This window comes from Pseudolysinimonas sp. (genome assembly GCF_044239695.1).
In the GTDB taxonomy this organism is placed as follows: domain Bacteria; phylum Actinomycetota; class Actinomycetes; order Actinomycetales; family Microbacteriaceae; genus Pseudolysinimonas_A.
Window position 1 is genome coordinate 1 of the sequence record NZ_JBIIAW010000019.1, and the last position, 14,029, is coordinate 14,029.

The following is a 14,029-nucleotide window of genomic DNA, read 5'->3' on the forward strand; positions in this document are numbered from 1 at the left end:
TCACGCCGTGTGGAATCGGATCAGGGTCCTCGCGGTCGTCGGTGTGCTGCTCGGTCTCGGCGGCTGCGCCGGAATGCCGGGTGCTCCGGCGCCGTCCCCGTCGCCCGCGGCGTGGTTGCTCGAGCGAATCACCGCCCTCGACGGCGTGCTCTCCGCTGACGCGTCAGCGGACGACGAGTATCTGACGGTGGTGATCGCTCAGGAGGCCGACGACGAGGCCGTTCTCGCCGCGGCTCGCGCGTCGGCGGCGCTCGCCGAGGAGGGCGTCTGGCCCGGCAGGGTCACGCTCGTCCGCGCGACCGGTGGCCCCGACCCCGCTACTGACGTGACGCCGCTCGCGCCCTGGACTCAGGAGGTCTACCCCGGTGACCCGGACGAGGCAGAGGCGACGCTCACCCTGTTGCTCGCGCTGGAGAAGGTGCCCGACGTGGCCGGCGTTCACATCGCCGCCGACGGGTGGCCGACGGTGCAGCTCTCCTCGCTCGACACCTTTGCGGCGACCTTCCGAACGCTGAGCGCGCTGCCCGCCTTCGCCGACGGCGGCACCTACTCCTACGCCGGCGAGCAACCGCGGCTGCACATCGTGCACCTCCCCGAGCGGATGTCGGCGGAGTCGATCGAGGCCGTTATCCGGATCGCCGTCGAGAATCCCGAGTCGGAGGTCGAGCTGCAGTCGCTGACGACGCCCGGGAACCGGTGGCCGGAGCTGTGGGTGGCGCGCCTGACCGACGAGCAGCGGGTGCGCGTGGATGCGCAACTGCGCGACCCCGCCCTCGCCGACGCCGACCCGGAGGGGTACTCGATCCCGTTCCAGCTCTCGGTGCTCGGCCCGAACGGACCCGAGTTGAGTTGGGGCACCTTCGGCGACGTCCCCGACACGTCGTCGTAACGCACGGCTGACAGCATGTGCCCATGCTGCTCGTCGTGAACGCCCTGCTCATCCCGATCGCCGCCGACGGCCCCGATGTGGTCGAGGGGGGCTGGATGCTCGTGGGCGACGACGGGCGCATCGTGTCGACGGGGTCGGGCACCCCGCCCGTCGTCGAGGCCGAGGTGCTCGACGTCGCCGGCGCGTTCGTCGCCCCCGGGTTCGTCTCGGCGCACAGCCACCTGTTCACGTCGGGGCTGCGCGGGCTCGGCGTCGACCAGACGCTGTACGGCTGGTGCGATTCGATGCTCGGCTTCACGGCGCACTGCTCGCCCGAGGACCTCTACTGGTCGACGCTGCACGGCTCGCTCGATTTCCTCGCCAACGGGGTCACGACGGCGTTCGACTTCACCGATCCGCGGCTGTCGTGGGTCGCGATGGTGAACGGCGAACGGGCCGGGGTCGGCGAGATGCGCCCGCTGGAGTACCTCACCCGGCAGGCGGATGCGAAGGCCGACGCCGGCATCCGCTACATCAACGCGGTCGGGATGGATGCCACGGTCGGTTCCGACGACGAGATCTTCGAGAGGCTCGGCGCGGCGTTCGCTCACGACGACGCCGCGGACCAGGATCTGCGGCTCGGCTCGGCGATCTTCGGCGCCGTGCAGTGGTCGCCGCGCCGCGACACCGCCGAGCTCGAGGTCGAAGCGATGCGGCGGTTCGGCGTCATCAACGAGGCCCACTTCCTCGAGACCCGCGAAGAGGTCGAACTGCAGCGCTCGAAGTTCGAGTGGTACGCCGAGGCCGGCGCGCTCGGGCCGTCGCTGATCTTCGGCCACTTCATCCAGACGACGCCCGAGATCATCGACCGCGCCGCCGAGGCCGGGGCCGGGATGTCGTGGCAGCCCGCGTCGAACGGTCGCCTCGCGAGCGGCATCGCCGACATCCCGCACATGCGCGAGCGCGGCATGACGATCGGCGTCGGCCTTGACGACCAGGCCTGCACCGACGTCTCCGACCCCTGGCAGAACATGCGCATCGGCATCTACGCCCAGCGCGCGGCGACCGGCGATCCGCTGAGCATGATGCCGCGCGACATGCTGCGGATGCACACCCTCGGCTCGGCCGAGGTGCTCGGCGTCGCCGACCGGGTCGGGTCGCTCGAACCGGGCAAGTTCGCCGACTTCGTCGTCGTCGACCCGCGGCAGCCCGACCTCGGTCCGCTCTGGCATCCGCTCGACTCGTATGTGCTCGCCTGCTCGCTGCGCAACCTCAAGGCCGTGTACGTCGGGGGAGTGCGGCAGCACGACGGCGTCGTGTCGGCGAACCCGCTTGCGGCGGAGGCGGCGGCGAAGCTGCATGAGCGGCTGCCGCGCATCGCCGCGCAGCACGGCTGGCCGGCGTAGGGGCCCGCCGTTTCGGCAGAATGACCGCATGAACGACGACGAGCTGCTGGAGCGTTTCGCCGCGGGAACCCTGCGCGCGTTCCCGCACGAGGAGCACCTTCGGGTGGTGTTCGCCCACACGAGGCGGGCGGACCTCGACGCGACGATCGCGTTCGTGCGCGACGGCATCCGCCGGATGGCCGCGGCGAACGGCAAACCCGAGGCGTATCACGACACCCGCACCGTCGCGTGGATCCGGATCGTCGTCGCGGCCCGCGCGGGATTCGAGGGGGGCTTCGACGCGTTACTCGCCGCGCATCCGGAGCTGCGCCGCCGGGACCTGCTCGACGACTACTACACCCCGGCGCTGCTGAACTCGGACGCCGCCCGAGCGGCCTTCGCCGACCCGGACCGCGCGCCCCTGCCCTGAGCGTCACGCTCCTCGGGCGGGTTGTGGACAACGGGACGCACCGCATGGGGCGACGGGGGAGCCTGTCGGCATGCAAATCAGGGTTCGTCACATCAGCCACGAGATCGGCATCCGGCTGCGGACGACGACCGAGGGGATGTCCCGGGTTGGGTGCTGATAGAGACCATGCGATAGAGCAACACATCCGGGGTACCTCCGGCCATGCCGACGAGAGCCGCCGTGTATCTAAGCATTGGACGTCGAGGTGTCGGCCGGACGGAGCCCCGGACGGGTGAGGATCGTCCCGACGAGTCGTGACGTCGCTGAACGATCCCGAATCAGTTTTTTGAGGGCGACTCGGTAACCTTCTTAGCCCGTGTCCTCCCTTTGGGGGGCGGGCGAGGAGACGAAAGGTAGCGTGTCAGGTGGCCGGAAGCGCGCATTGAGCTTGGGCGTGTCGTCCCAGTCGACGTCGGCCGGCGTTCGTAAGATTGTCCCAGGTAGCACACGACCCCGACAGCAAGTTGCTGGCGAACCAGTCAAAGCGCTCCGGGGTCACGGCCGAGATTTCTTCCAGGTCCTCTCAACCAAAGATCCTAGCTCCCTTTGTATTACACACGTCGTATATACACGCCGGGTCAGACAGAGGGGGTGAGCGCAGTGCACCGGAAGGGCACGGAGATGGCTTCCATCCCCACCTTGACCTGTCCGTACTGCCACCACACCTTCTATGGTGTGCGCGTGACCCGTCACGGGATCATGCGTTGTGGCAACTGTGGACGCCAGGTGCGCGTCTAGGTCACCGCGTAGCAGCGGCCCCCGGGAGCAGTTGGCCCGGGGCCGTCTGCTGCGCCCGGGGTCGACCTAGAGGAGGACGGTCCCGGCGTCGATCCCTCCACGAATCCACTCGGCGAGGGTGAGCACTCGACGCGCTCGGGAGTGGGTCGCCGACCAGAATGCGCCGTCAGGGATCGCTGGCCGATGTGCCAGGGTCGAGGCCCACTTGCCGTAGTCGCCGTGCAGGTATCGCCCGTGGAGGTAGTGGATGAGGATGTCGGTCTCGGAGTAGGCCTCCTCGCCGTAGCGAGTCGTCGTCTCGTACTTCCCGACGTTCTCGACGATCTCGGCCCACTCTTGCTCGGGGAGGTCTTCCGTAACGACGCAGCTCCGAAGGGCGGTCACAACCCGGCTCAGTTCCAGCCGATCGTTCGGCGCGAAGTACTTCCTGAGAAGTGCCCCGTGGAGGACTGCGGCCCACCGGGACTCCTCGTCCTCTCGGTGCCCGAAGATGTTGATCTGGGTCGGCATCGGGAACGTTCGTTCTAGGCGCTCGTAGTCGTCGACGGTCGCGAGGAAATGTTGGACTTTGAGCTGCGGGGACGGGTGCTCCTTGGGCTCCATGCCGCGAGGTAGCCCCACGGTCGGCTTCTGCGCGCACGCCCTTCACCGTCTGCCAGTGTGACTCCGACATCCCGACCCGAAGGTGCCCGCAGCGCCATCGGGGGCAGGTAACCGGGCGCGCTCAGACCGCTAATCTCTCACCATGATGAAGGCCGCCGGTTGGCTTTGGGCAGCTGCGTCGGCGGCTGTCGGCACCTACTTCGTAGTCGTCTCGATCGCCGTGTCGCTGAAAGCCCCGGACCCTTGGTGGGCTTACTGGTGGCAAGCGGCCATCCTGATCGGCGCCGGCGTGGCAATCGCTGCAGGCCTGGTTCTTGCAATCGTCGCCGGGGTCAACGCAGTTAGTCCGACGCCGAAGAAAGCCCACCCGGTTCACCTAGAAGCGCTAGAGAACGATGTGCGCTTCGAGCTCGGCAACTACATCGATGCGGTGACCAGCCGGACCGCGAGCCAGCGAGAAAGCCGACAGCCGCCGTTAGCAAGGCAGTACACGCTCCCGCACGGACACCCAAAGAAGTTGCAAGTCGGGGCCGACTATGGCGACATGGCGAAGCGGATCGGTCAGTGGCTGTGCGAGCGGGAGACCGACGGGAGTTGGTCAATCTTCCGGGCGGACAGGCCCAGTCCCAACCCCCTAGCCAAACTGGTGGAGGGAGTTGGTGGATGGGGCCTCAGCGGGCCCCATCTCGGCGCCGTGTACCCAATGTTCCAGGACCTAGCCGGGGCGATTGAGTTCCTTGACCGGACTCCGGTCGAAGAAATCGATCCACGCTAGATAACCCGATCGCAGCGGTGTAGAAGTCACTGTGTGGCGCGTCAGATCAGAAAGCCAATCACGCTCTCGTTGAGGCTTACTCTCGCGGGGATGGTGGCAACAATGATCTTGGTTCGAGACTGGATGCGCGCGAGTGCCAAATCGAAGTGGTTGGTCGACGGGCGTTCGATGCGGGCATGAACATCACAACGCGATCGAAGACGTTTGGTGCGGCCCTACCGGCGGGTCGAGTCCATCGCTTCCAGCATATCCGCGACGAGCGCTGATCTCGTGGGCCGCCTGATCCCGAGAGCCTTTCGAGCGTGAATCTCGAAGTCGAGCGTCGCGCGGCTATGGTCTCGCAGGGCCTTGACCAACCTCTTACCCTCAACCGGGTCTGGCCTTCCTCCCGTCACTTCTTCCCACCGGACCATCTCCCTCATTGCCATCACGGCCGAGCCTGCGGCACCTGCGACAGCATCCGGCCCCAGAAGGTTGATCCGCGACAGGTGCTCTCGGATGTCACCGGGCATCTTTAGGTCATCCGCGCCGTCGACGTCGACGGAGAAGCCTCGTGTGGCGCTCAAGAAGTCTGTGTACGCGATTAGTCGTTGTTCACGTATCCAGCGCTGATCTTCGCGCCGCGACTGAATCCACGCACCGAGGAGTCCGAGGAGCGCCGCGCCGAGGGCGCCGACGAGGAGTGAGAGCAGCGGGTCAACCTGCATTGGGCGAGGCTAGCGCTAAGGCACGAGATTGGCGCCCGTCTGCGGGACGACGACCGAGGGGATTTCGCGGGTTGGGCTGTCATCGCAATCCGCCTATGACAGCGGAGTAGTCAAGTCTCCGACTCTCTGAGGACGATCCAGGCCGAGAAGGCCCACTCCCAAGCATCGACCGCGGTCCTCGCGACATCCAGGACACGACCCTTCACCAGATCGATCGGTTCGCTGACGTGGTGAACCGGCGCTACCCGCCCTGGCGGCCCGCCGTCGACATATTCCATCCGACCGACGCTGATCAACCCGAGGTCGTTCAGACGCTTCAACGAAACGAAGCACGCGTCGATCTCCTCGGGAGTCGCGCGAATCGGGCTTGGCGGGCCATTGGAGCGCACACCCAGATGGATGCACGCCCAACTGACGTCGATCTCGTCGTCTTCAGCCGCGCTCAGCAACTCCCGCTCACCCGGAGTGAGGTGCAAGTCGCTGCCCATGGCCCGATCTTCTCGACTCTCCGCGTAGCGGTCAACCGCCTGTGGACAGCGGCTGACGACACTTTCGCAGGCGCGCCACGATGCAGGAATGAAATCAGGGATGCGACGACTTGTGAATCTCCTCCGTCATGAGCGTGGCGACGTCCCCGGGTGGGCTGTCATGTAATTGCGCTAACGACGCGCAACTTGTCAAGCGGTCGGGCTAGACGCTCTTCCACCGGAACCAGCGGCGCACGCTGAACGGCTGCTGGTTCTGCTCGATCTCGACCCGGCGACCTTCGGTGGTCAGATGGATCTCGGTCGGGAAGTGACCTTCTATTTTCAGGCCGGTCCCGGTTTCAGTGACTTCGTGGATGTCTAGCATGCCGATCCGGGCCTCATCGATCAGCCGCCAATCTCCGACGTCGAGCACACTGATGCGGACGTCGAACTTCGCACCGCGACCGGCGTGACTTCCGTAGGCCCAACCGTCGATGGAGAACTTGCCGCCTTCGAGCGTGATCGTGCTCAGATCGAGTTGCGCTCCGTGCAAGCGCGCGTCGGCTTCGCTCGCTGAGAGGCCAGACGGGCCATCGGTCATGCCGACAGGCTAGCGATCGATCTGTGGATATGTTTCTCCCGACTTTCGCTCTTCGAGCGACCATGCTCAACATGAAAAAGGTCAGGGAAAAGCTTTCGGAACTGGTCCACAACTCCAACGGAGATGTCCCCGGCTGGGTGCTGATCTCGCTCATGACCGCCGGGCTCGTGATCGCGATCTGGGCGATCGCCGGGCCGGCCCTCGGGGAGATCTTCGAGAGCGCGCTCGCCCGGGTCACCGGCTTCTGAGCCGATGCGCGGGCTCCGCGACGACACCGGTTCCGCGGTCGTCGAGTTCACCCTCGTCGGAGTGCTGTTGACGTTGCTGACGCTCGCCGTGATCCAGCTCGGTCTCGCGCTGCACGTGCGCAACACGGTGCAGGATGCGGCCGCCGAAGGCGCGCGGTTCGCGGCGCTCGCCGACAACGTCCCCGCCGACGGGGTGGTGCGCGCCCGGCAGTTGATCACCGAGGCGATCGGACCCGACTACGCCACCGACGTCGCCGTCGGAACGGGGGAGTGGATGGGCCACCCCGCAGTGACGGTCACGGTGCGCACGACCCTTCCGGTGATCGGGCTGATCGGCGTCGGGGGCGGGCTGGAGGTGTCGGGCCATGCGGCGATCGAGACGCTGGACTGATCGGCTCGCGCGGCTGGCCCGGGATGAGGGTTCCGCGTCGATCGAGTTCATCACCGTCGGCATCCTGCTGCTCGTGCCGACCGTCTACCTGGTGCTCGCGCTGTCGTCGATCCAGAGCGCGTCCTTCGCCGTCGAAGGAGCTGCGCGGCAGGCGTCGCGGGTGTTCGTGCAGGCTGAGTCGCTCGCGCAGGCGGAGGCCGCGGCATCCCGGGCTGTCGCGGTGACGCTCGCCGACTACGGGCTCGATGCCGCCGACGCCCGGGTCGTCATCACTTGCCGGCCCGACCCGGCGGACTGCCTCACGCGGCGCGGCTTCGTCACCGTGTCGATCTCGACGGCGGCACCGCTGCCGCTCTTCCCCGCGGTGCTCGAGGCCGACATTCCGCTGGGGGTGCCGATCGACGCGGTGTCGACCGAGCAGGTGTCGCGGTTCGCGGGGGCTCGATGAGCAGGGTCGCGATGAGGCGGGTGCGGCTCGCCGAGGAGGACGGGTCGACGCTGCCCCTCGTCGCCGGTTTCGGCGCGCTGGCCCTCGCGCTCGTGCTGGTCGCGGCGGCGGCATCCTCTCTCTATCTCGAGCGCAAGCAGCTGTTCACGCTCGCCGACGGCGCCGCCCTCGTGGGTGCGGAGGCGTTCGACCTCGCCGAGGTGAGCGTCGCGACCGGCCGCCCGGAGGCCCTGCTCGAGCCGGCCGATGTGCACCGGGACGTCACCGCGTTCCTGGGCGGCACGCCGAACGGCGGGTTCGAGGGGCTGAAGCTCGAAGAGGCGACGACCCGCGACGGCGAGACCGCGACGGTCACCCTCTCGGCGATCTGGCGTCCGCCGATCGTGACGGTGTTCTTTCCCGAGGGCTGGCGCATCGAGACGACGGCGACGGCCCGCGCGGTCTTCGGCTGACGGGTCGTCGCTAGACGAAGCGTGCGGCGGCCTGCACCCGGGTGCGCACCTCGAAATGGTCGGTGCCGCCGAAGGAGACCCCGGATGCCCGCGTGCCCACCAGGTTCGCCAGGCGCGGGCGCTCGACGAGGAAGGTCTTCGCCCCGCGGATCGAGCCGACGGCGACGACGCCTTCGGGGGCGGCGCCGTCGGGCACGACGATCGCCAGCGCCGTGAACCGCACCTTCGCCTCCTTCTCGAAGCGTCGGGCCCGGCCCGCGAGTTCGGCGAACGGCCTCTCGTCGCGGGCGAGTCCGGCGCCGATGACCTCGCCGCGCTTCGTCGACACGCTCGAGCCCCAGTCCTCGCTGAGCATCGCCCACAGCCCGCTCGGGCCGAGCGCGATGTGGTCGATCTTGCCGGCGGCCCCCTGCGGCCCCGCGGTCAGCCCGTTCTCGGGGCGGCGACCGGGGTCGGTGCGCACGTCGTTCCAGATCGTGAAGCCGATGCCGAGCCCGGCGAGCACGACGGCGGTGTCCTCCTCGGCGATCGCCGAGGCGAGCAGATGCTGGATCTCACGCGGCGCCGAGCGCACGAGCTGCGGATCGTACGGGTTCGGGATCGCGGCCCCCCGGCCGACCCACTCCTGCAGCAGGTCGAGGTACTGCTCGCGATACCAGCCGCCGGGATGCCCGTGCGTGCGCGCCTGCGGCCGGGAGGTCGTGCGGGCGGCCGGAGCGGGCGGGGCGAACGTGCGCTCGGGCTCGTCGGAACCGCCGGAGCGCGTCGTCCCCGAGTCATAGGCGGCCCGGGCCTCGGCGGTGCCGACCTGCTCCCAGGCGCGCTGCACCCGGTGGAACTGCACCGCCGACCCGCCCGTGTCGGGGTGGGTCTCGCGCAGTTTCACCCGGTATGCGCGGCGCAGTTCGGCCTCGCTCGCCGTCGGCGCGACCCCGAGCACCGTGTACGGGCTGAGGGCGAGCGGGCTGGGCACCGGGATATTCTCCGGCACGCGGAGCGTGAGTTCGCTCTACGCCGGAGGCTGCCCGGGCCGCGACGACACGTACCGGGGCACGGAGATGCGCAGGATGAGCGCTCCGACGAGCCCGAGGACCCCGAGCGTCGCGACCCCGACCGACAGGCTGAGCGCCGCCGTGATCGCCGTGACGAGGATCGGCGCCCCCGCCCCGCCGAGGTCGACGGTGAAGCGCCAGGCGCCGAGGAAGGGCGCAGGATTGCGGCGGTCGGCGAGGTCGGCGGCGAGCGTCATGAGGATGCCCGAGCCGAGCCCGTTGGCGACCGAGAGGAAGAGGGCGATGCCGACGAACCAGCCCACCCGGGTGTCGAGGTCGTGGGTGAACGACAGCGCGAGGAGCCCGGCCGAGAGGCCGATCGTGCACGGCAGGATCGCCCACAGCCGCCCGAAGCGGTCCATGATCCAGCCGCCGAGGAAGAACAGCGAGAAGTCGACGACCCCCGCCACACCGATGATGACGGAGGTGGTCGCTTCGTCGAGCCCGATGCTGACCGCCCACACCGGCAGCACGACCTGGCGCACCTGGCGCAGGCCGGAGAGCAGGGCCGCGCCGACGCCGACGCTGAGCAGCACCTTCCGCTTGCTCGCGAGTGTGCTCCAGAGGTTCGTCCCCTCGAGACCGATCTCGGCCTCGCCGGGCGTGCGCGGCCCGCGGGAGAGCGCGGCCCCCGGGTCTTTCAGCACCAGCAGCAGGGTCGCGGCGAGGAAGCAGCAGACCGCCAGAAGCGCCACGACGCTCGCCGGCTGCCCGGTGAGGGTCAGCAGCGCGGCGCCGGCGAACGGTCCGGCGACGGCCCCGAGCCGATTGCTGCCGCCGAGCGTCGACAGGGCGCGCGCCCGCATGTGCACCGGCACGAACGTGGTCATGAAGGCGTGTCGCGCGAGGCCGAACGCGGCCCCGGCGATGCCGATGAGCAGCACCCCGAGACCGAGCACCGCGGGATGCGGCGCCACCACCAGCGCCACGGCCCCGACCAGGGCGAGCCCGGCGGCGGCGAGCATCGCGCGCCGCTCGCCGATGCGGGCGACGATCGCGCCGCTCGGGATGTCGCCCAGCAACTGCCCGACGACGAGCATCGAGGCGATGAGCGCGGCACCGCCGAGGTCGGTGCCGAGTCCGCTGGCGAGAGCCGGGATGACCGGGATGAGCGCGAACTGCCCCATCGAGAAGACGATCGTCGGCAGGAACACGACGACGACGATCGACCGCCAGCGGAAGGGCGGATCCAGGGCGGACATCCCTGCTCACGTTACGCCGTAGTCTGGACCGGTCATGATCGACCTCGACCTCGGCGCAGAAATCGCGGCCCTCCGCAGCACGTTCAACGACATCCGCAGCGTCATCGGCGTCGAGCGACTCGAAGCCGAGATCGCCGACCTGAGCGAGAAAGCCGGCGCCCAGGACCTCTGGGACGACCCGGATGCCGCGCAGAAGGTGACGAGCGCGCTGAGCCATCGGCAGTCCGAGCTCGCGCGCATCGTCGGCATCGAGTCCCGGCTCGACGACCTCGAGGTGCTCGTCGAACTCGCGATCGAAGGCGACGACGAGCAGGCCGCCCAGGAGGCGCGCGACGAACTCGTCGCCCTGCAGAAGACGCTCGGCGACTTCGAGGTGCAGATCCTGCTCGACGGCGAGTACGACGACCGCGGAGCCGTCGTCACCATCCGCTCGGGCGCCGGCGGCGACGACGCCACCGACTTCGCCGAGATGCTCATGCGCATGTACCTGCGCTGGGCGGAGCGCCACAAGTACCCGGTCAAGGTGCTCGACACCTCCTACGCGGAAGGCGCGGGCATCAAGTCGGCGACCTTCGAAGTGGATGCGCCCTACGCGTTCGGCACCCTGAGCGTCGAGGCGGGCACCCACCGCCTCGCCCGCATCAGCCCCTTCGGCTCCGCCGACAAGCGGCAGACCAGCTTCGCCGCGGTCGAGGTCATCCCCGTCATGGAGGAGGCCAAGGAGGTCGAGGTGCCGGAAGGCGACATCCGGGTGGATGTCTTCCGCTCGAGCGGTCCCGGCGGTCAGAGTGTCAACACGACCGACTCGGCGGTGCGGATCACCCACATCCCGACCGGCATCGTCGTGTCGATGCAGAACGAGAAGTCGCAGATCCAGAACCGCGCGGTCGCGATGCGCGTGCTGCAGACCCGCCTCATGCTGCTGCAGCGCGAGGAGGAGGCCGCGAAGAAGAAAGAACTCGCCGGCACGATCACCGCGTCGTGGGGCGACCAGATGCGCTCCTACTTCCTCTACGGGCAGCAGCTCGTGAAGGACCTGCGCACGGGCCACGAGGTGGGCAACCCGGCCGTCGTCTTCGACGGCGACCTCGACGGGTTCATCGCCGCGGGCATCCGCTGGCGCAAGTCGCGGGTCGAGGACTGATCACGCTTCCCCGTCCGCTCGCCTTCGTCGGCTTCACCGCGACGCTCGTGTCGCTCTATCTCGCGAGCGGCGCGCCGACGCCCCTGCTCATCGTCTGGCAGCGCGAGTGGGGCTTCCCCGATTCGCTCGTCGCCCTCGCCTTCGCGATCTACGCGTTCACCTTCCTCGCCGCGCTACTCGTCGGCGGTTCGCTCTCCGACTTCCTGGGACGCAAGCCGGTCATCCTGGTCTCGCTCGTCGTCGCCCTCGGCTCGATCGCGATGTTCATGCTCGCGCCGTCGATCGAGTGGGTGATCGCGGCGCGGGCCGTGCAGGGCCTCGCGGTCGGCGTCGTCACGGCGGCGTACACGGCGGCGCTCGTCGAGCTCGCGAAGCCCGGAACGCGCGTCGGCCCGGTCGTCGCGGCCGCGGCCCCGGTCGGCGGACTCGGGCTCGGCGCCCTGTTCGGCGGGATCGCCGTCGAGCTCTTCGACCAGAACGCCGACGAGGTGCTGTTCGCCGTCGTCGCCGGCCTGCTGGTGCTCGGACTCGTGATCACCGTGCTGGCTCCGGAGACCACGACCCGGGTGCCGGGTGTGCTGAGGTCGCTCATCCCGCAGGTCGTCGTCCCGGCCGAAGCGCGCTCGTTCTTCGTGCGGATGCTGCCGATCCTCGTCGCCGCTTGGATGACCGGGTCGCTCTTCCTCGGGCTCGCGCCGACCGTCGTGCACGGCATCCTGCACGTCGACTCCGGATTCATCGACGGCTTCACCGGCTCGATCCACGGTCTCTCGGTCTGCATCGGCAGCGTCGTCTTCGGCCGCGTCGCGGTGCCGTACGCGCTGCGCGGGGGAGCGGCCGGGCTCGTCGTCGGAGTCGGGGTCATCGTCGTCGGCATCCTGACGGCCACCATCGCGCTCGTCTGGATCGGCGGGGTCATCGAGGCGCTCGCCTTCGGGGCCGCGTTCGGCGCCATCTTCCGCGGGCTGGCCCCCCTCGCCCCCGAACACCAGCGGGCCGGCACCTTCGCCGCCGTGTACGTCGCGGCCTACCTCGCCCTCGGCATCCCGGCGGTGGTCGCCGGCCAGCTCATCGCGCCGCTCGGGCTGCTGACGGTGATCGTCGGCTGGACGGCGCTGATCGTCGTACTCGCCGCCGTCGGGCTGCTTATCCAGCTCCGTCGTCCGCGGGCGCGCGCCGCCTAATCTGGTGCGGTGACCGCCGCCTCCCCGCTCGCCGCGCCCCGCGCCCCGGGCGCCCACCACCGTCTGCGCCGCATGACCGGGCGCGACCCGCAGGAAGGCCACCGCGCGGCGACCCCGCTGGAACTGCTCTTCGATCTGACTCTGGTGGTCGCCTTCGCCCAGGCCGGCAACGAGATGTCCCACCTCGTCGCCGAAGGTCACGTCTCGGCCGCGATCCTCGCGTTCGCGTTCATCTCGTTCGCCGTCATCTGGGCGTGGATCAACTTCTCGTGGTTCGCGTCGGCCTTCGACACCGACGACTGGTTCTACCGCGTGACGACGATGGTGCAGATGGTCGGCGTGATCGTGCTCGCGCTCGGCATCCCCGCCGTCTTCCACTCGATCGATCACGGCGAGACGATCGACAACACCGTCGTCGTCGCGGGATACGTCGTGATGCGGGTCGCGATGCTCGCGCAGTGGATCCGGGTCGCGGTGCAGGATCCGGCGCATCGGCCGGTCGCGCTCGCCTACGCGGTGTCGCTCGGCGTCGCCCAGGTCGGCTGGGTCGCGGCGATCTTCCTCGAGATACCGATCGCGGCGGCCGTCCCCGTGCTCACCCTGCTCTACGCGATCGAGCTGGTCGGGCCGATCCTCGCCGAGCGTCGCACCGGCGGCACCCCGTGGCACGCGCATCACATCGCCGAGCGCTACGGGCTGCTGATGATCATCACCCTCGGGGAAGGCATCCTCGGCACGATCGCTGCAGTCTCGGTGCTCGTGGACCGGGTGGGCTGGAGCTCCGAGGCCGTGCTCGTCACGATCGCGGGGGTGGGGCTCACCTTCGGGCTGTGGTGGAACTACTTCATCATCCCGTCGGCGGCGGTGCTGGGGCGCCATCGGCAGCGCTCCTTCGTCTGGGGATACGTCCACATCCCGCTGCTCGCCGCCACCGCGGCGGTGGGCGCCGGTCTGCACGTCGCGGCCTACGTGGTCGAGGGCGAGGCGACGATCGGCGTCGTCGGGGCGGTGCTCGCCACCGCGATCCCGGTCGCCATCGCATCGCTGCTCTACTTCGCGCTCTACAGCCTCCTGGTTCGAGGCTTCGACCCGTTCCACGTCGGACTGTTCCTGGGCACCATGGCGGTGCTCGGCCTCGCGGTCCTCCTGGCCGCGAATGGGATGTCGCTGGGCTGGAGCCTCGTCGTGGTGATGCTGGCCCCGGTCGTGACGATCGTCGGTTTCGAGGCGATCGGGCACCGGCACCTCGCGGCGGCCGTCGCGCGCACCCTCGCTTAGGGGGAGTGTCGCACCCG

At 69.2% G+C, this 14,029-nt stretch carries 17 protein-coding genes; 11 read left to right on the plus strand and 6 right to left on the minus strand.

What is annotated here, in order from left to right:
* From ACILQS_RS04715 to ACILQS_RS04725, 3 genes are all read left to right on the plus strand, one after another.
* Positions 1-889, plus strand: an 889-nt coding sequence (locus ACILQS_RS04715) for a hypothetical protein (RefSeq protein ID WP_395638954.1), incomplete at its 5' end; no start/stop codon positions are given.
* 23 nt (positions 890-912) lie between these two features.
* Entirely contained in the window at positions 913-2,274 is a 1,362-nt protein-coding gene (locus ACILQS_RS04720) for an amidohydrolase family protein (RefSeq protein WP_395638955.1), read from the plus strand.
* Positions 2,275-2,302: 28 nt separating this feature from the next.
* Entirely contained in the window at positions 2,303-2,683 is a 381-nt protein-coding gene (locus ACILQS_RS04725) for a hypothetical protein (RefSeq protein WP_395638956.1), read from the plus strand.
* An 843-nt stretch (positions 2,684-3,526) separates the two neighbouring features.
* Here the strand turns inward: ACILQS_RS04725 and ACILQS_RS04730 are convergent.
* Positions 3,527-4,063, minus strand: coding sequence for a hypothetical protein (locus ACILQS_RS04730; protein ID WP_395638957.1), 537 nt, complete (start codon positions 4,061-4,063; stop codon positions 3,527-3,529).
* A gap of 142 nt (positions 4,064-4,205) precedes the next feature.
* On the opposite strand from ACILQS_RS04730, the gene ACILQS_RS04735 reads away from it, so the two are divergent.
* Complete coding sequence (locus tag ACILQS_RS04735; protein WP_395638958.1) at positions 4,206-4,838, plus strand: hypothetical protein; 633 nt, start codon at positions 4,206-4,208, stop codon at positions 4,836-4,838.
* 215 nt (positions 4,839-5,053) lie between these two features.
* Here ACILQS_RS04735 and ACILQS_RS04740 read toward each other — a convergent pair whose 3' ends face one another.
* The 3 genes from ACILQS_RS04740 to ACILQS_RS04750 all read right to left on the minus strand — a co-directional run bounded on the left by ACILQS_RS04740 (position 5,054) and on the right by ACILQS_RS04750 (position 6,613).
* Positions 5,054-5,545 carry a hypothetical protein gene (locus ACILQS_RS04740; RefSeq protein WP_395638959.1) on the minus strand — a complete coding sequence of 164 codons (492 nt, stop codon included), beginning with the start codon at positions 5,543-5,545 and terminating at the stop codon, positions 5,054-5,056.
* Between the two features lie 110 nt (positions 5,546-5,655).
* Complete coding sequence (locus ACILQS_RS04745; RefSeq protein ID WP_395638960.1) at positions 5,656-6,033, minus strand: hypothetical protein; 378 nt, start codon at positions 6,031-6,033, stop codon at positions 5,656-5,658.
* Between the two features lie 202 nt (positions 6,034-6,235).
* Complete coding sequence (locus ACILQS_RS04750) at positions 6,236-6,613, minus strand: hypothetical protein (protein WP_395638961.1); 378 nt, start codon at positions 6,611-6,613, stop codon at positions 6,236-6,238.
* A gap of 71 nt (positions 6,614-6,684) precedes the next feature.
* Between ACILQS_RS04750 and ACILQS_RS04755 the strand changes: the two genes are divergently transcribed.
* Genes ACILQS_RS04755 through ACILQS_RS04770 form a run of 4 tightly spaced genes read left to right on the plus strand, consistent with a single transcriptional unit; the run spans position 6,685 to position 8,152 of the window.
* Positions 6,685-6,861: a hypothetical protein gene (locus ACILQS_RS04755; protein WP_395638962.1), complete on the plus strand. Its 177-nt coding sequence runs from the start codon at positions 6,685-6,687 to the stop codon at positions 6,859-6,861.
* Positions 6,862-6,865: 4 nt separating this feature from the next.
* Entirely contained in the window at positions 6,866-7,252 is a 387-nt protein-coding gene (locus ACILQS_RS04760; RefSeq protein WP_395638963.1) for a TadE/TadG family type IV pilus assembly protein, read from the plus strand.
* Positions 7,227-7,700: a hypothetical protein gene (locus tag ACILQS_RS04765; protein ID WP_395638964.1), complete on the plus strand. Its 474-nt coding sequence runs from the start codon at positions 7,227-7,229 to the stop codon at positions 7,698-7,700. The genes ACILQS_RS04760 and ACILQS_RS04765 overlap by 26 nt, the downstream gene beginning before the upstream one ends.
* Before the next feature lie 11 nt (positions 7,701-7,711).
* Positions 7,712-8,152: a pilus assembly protein TadG-related protein gene (locus tag ACILQS_RS04770; RefSeq protein ID WP_395638965.1), complete on the plus strand. Its 441-nt coding sequence runs from the start codon at positions 7,712-7,714 to the stop codon at positions 8,150-8,152.
* Between the two features lie 10 nt (positions 8,153-8,162).
* Here ACILQS_RS04770 and ACILQS_RS04775 read toward each other — a convergent pair whose 3' ends face one another.
* Both ACILQS_RS04775 and ACILQS_RS04780 read right to left on the minus strand, forming a co-directional pair.
* Positions 8,163-9,125: a J domain-containing protein gene (locus tag ACILQS_RS04775; RefSeq protein ID WP_395638966.1), complete on the minus strand. Its 963-nt coding sequence runs from the start codon at positions 9,123-9,125 to the stop codon at positions 8,163-8,165.
* 36 nt (positions 9,126-9,161) lie between these two features.
* Positions 9,162-10,406, minus strand: coding sequence for an MFS transporter (locus ACILQS_RS04780; protein WP_395638967.1), 1,245 nt, complete (start codon positions 10,404-10,406; stop codon positions 9,162-9,164).
* Positions 10,407-10,440: 34 nt separating this feature from the next.
* Here ACILQS_RS04780 and prfB point away from each other — a divergent pair, with 34 nt between their 5' ends.
* From prfB to ACILQS_RS04795, 3 genes are read left to right on the plus strand one after another with little or no spacing between them, the layout of a single operon-like run.
* Complete coding sequence (gene prfB, locus ACILQS_RS04785) at positions 10,441-11,550, plus strand: peptide chain release factor 2 (protein WP_395638968.1); 1,110 nt, start codon at positions 10,441-10,443, stop codon at positions 11,548-11,550.
* Positions 11,551-11,597: 47 nt separating this feature from the next.
* The gene (locus ACILQS_RS04790; protein ID WP_395638969.1) at positions 11,598-12,734 is read left to right on the plus strand and encodes an MFS transporter; all 1,137 of its coding nucleotides are present in this window, start codon (positions 11,598-11,600) and stop codon (positions 12,732-12,734) included.
* 9 nt (positions 12,735-12,743) lie between these two features.
* Positions 12,744-14,012, plus strand: a complete 1,269-nt coding sequence (locus ACILQS_RS04795; RefSeq protein ID WP_395638970.1) for a low temperature requirement protein A — start codon at positions 12,744-12,746, stop codon at positions 14,010-14,012.
* Positions 14,013-14,029: the final 17 nt, after the last annotated feature.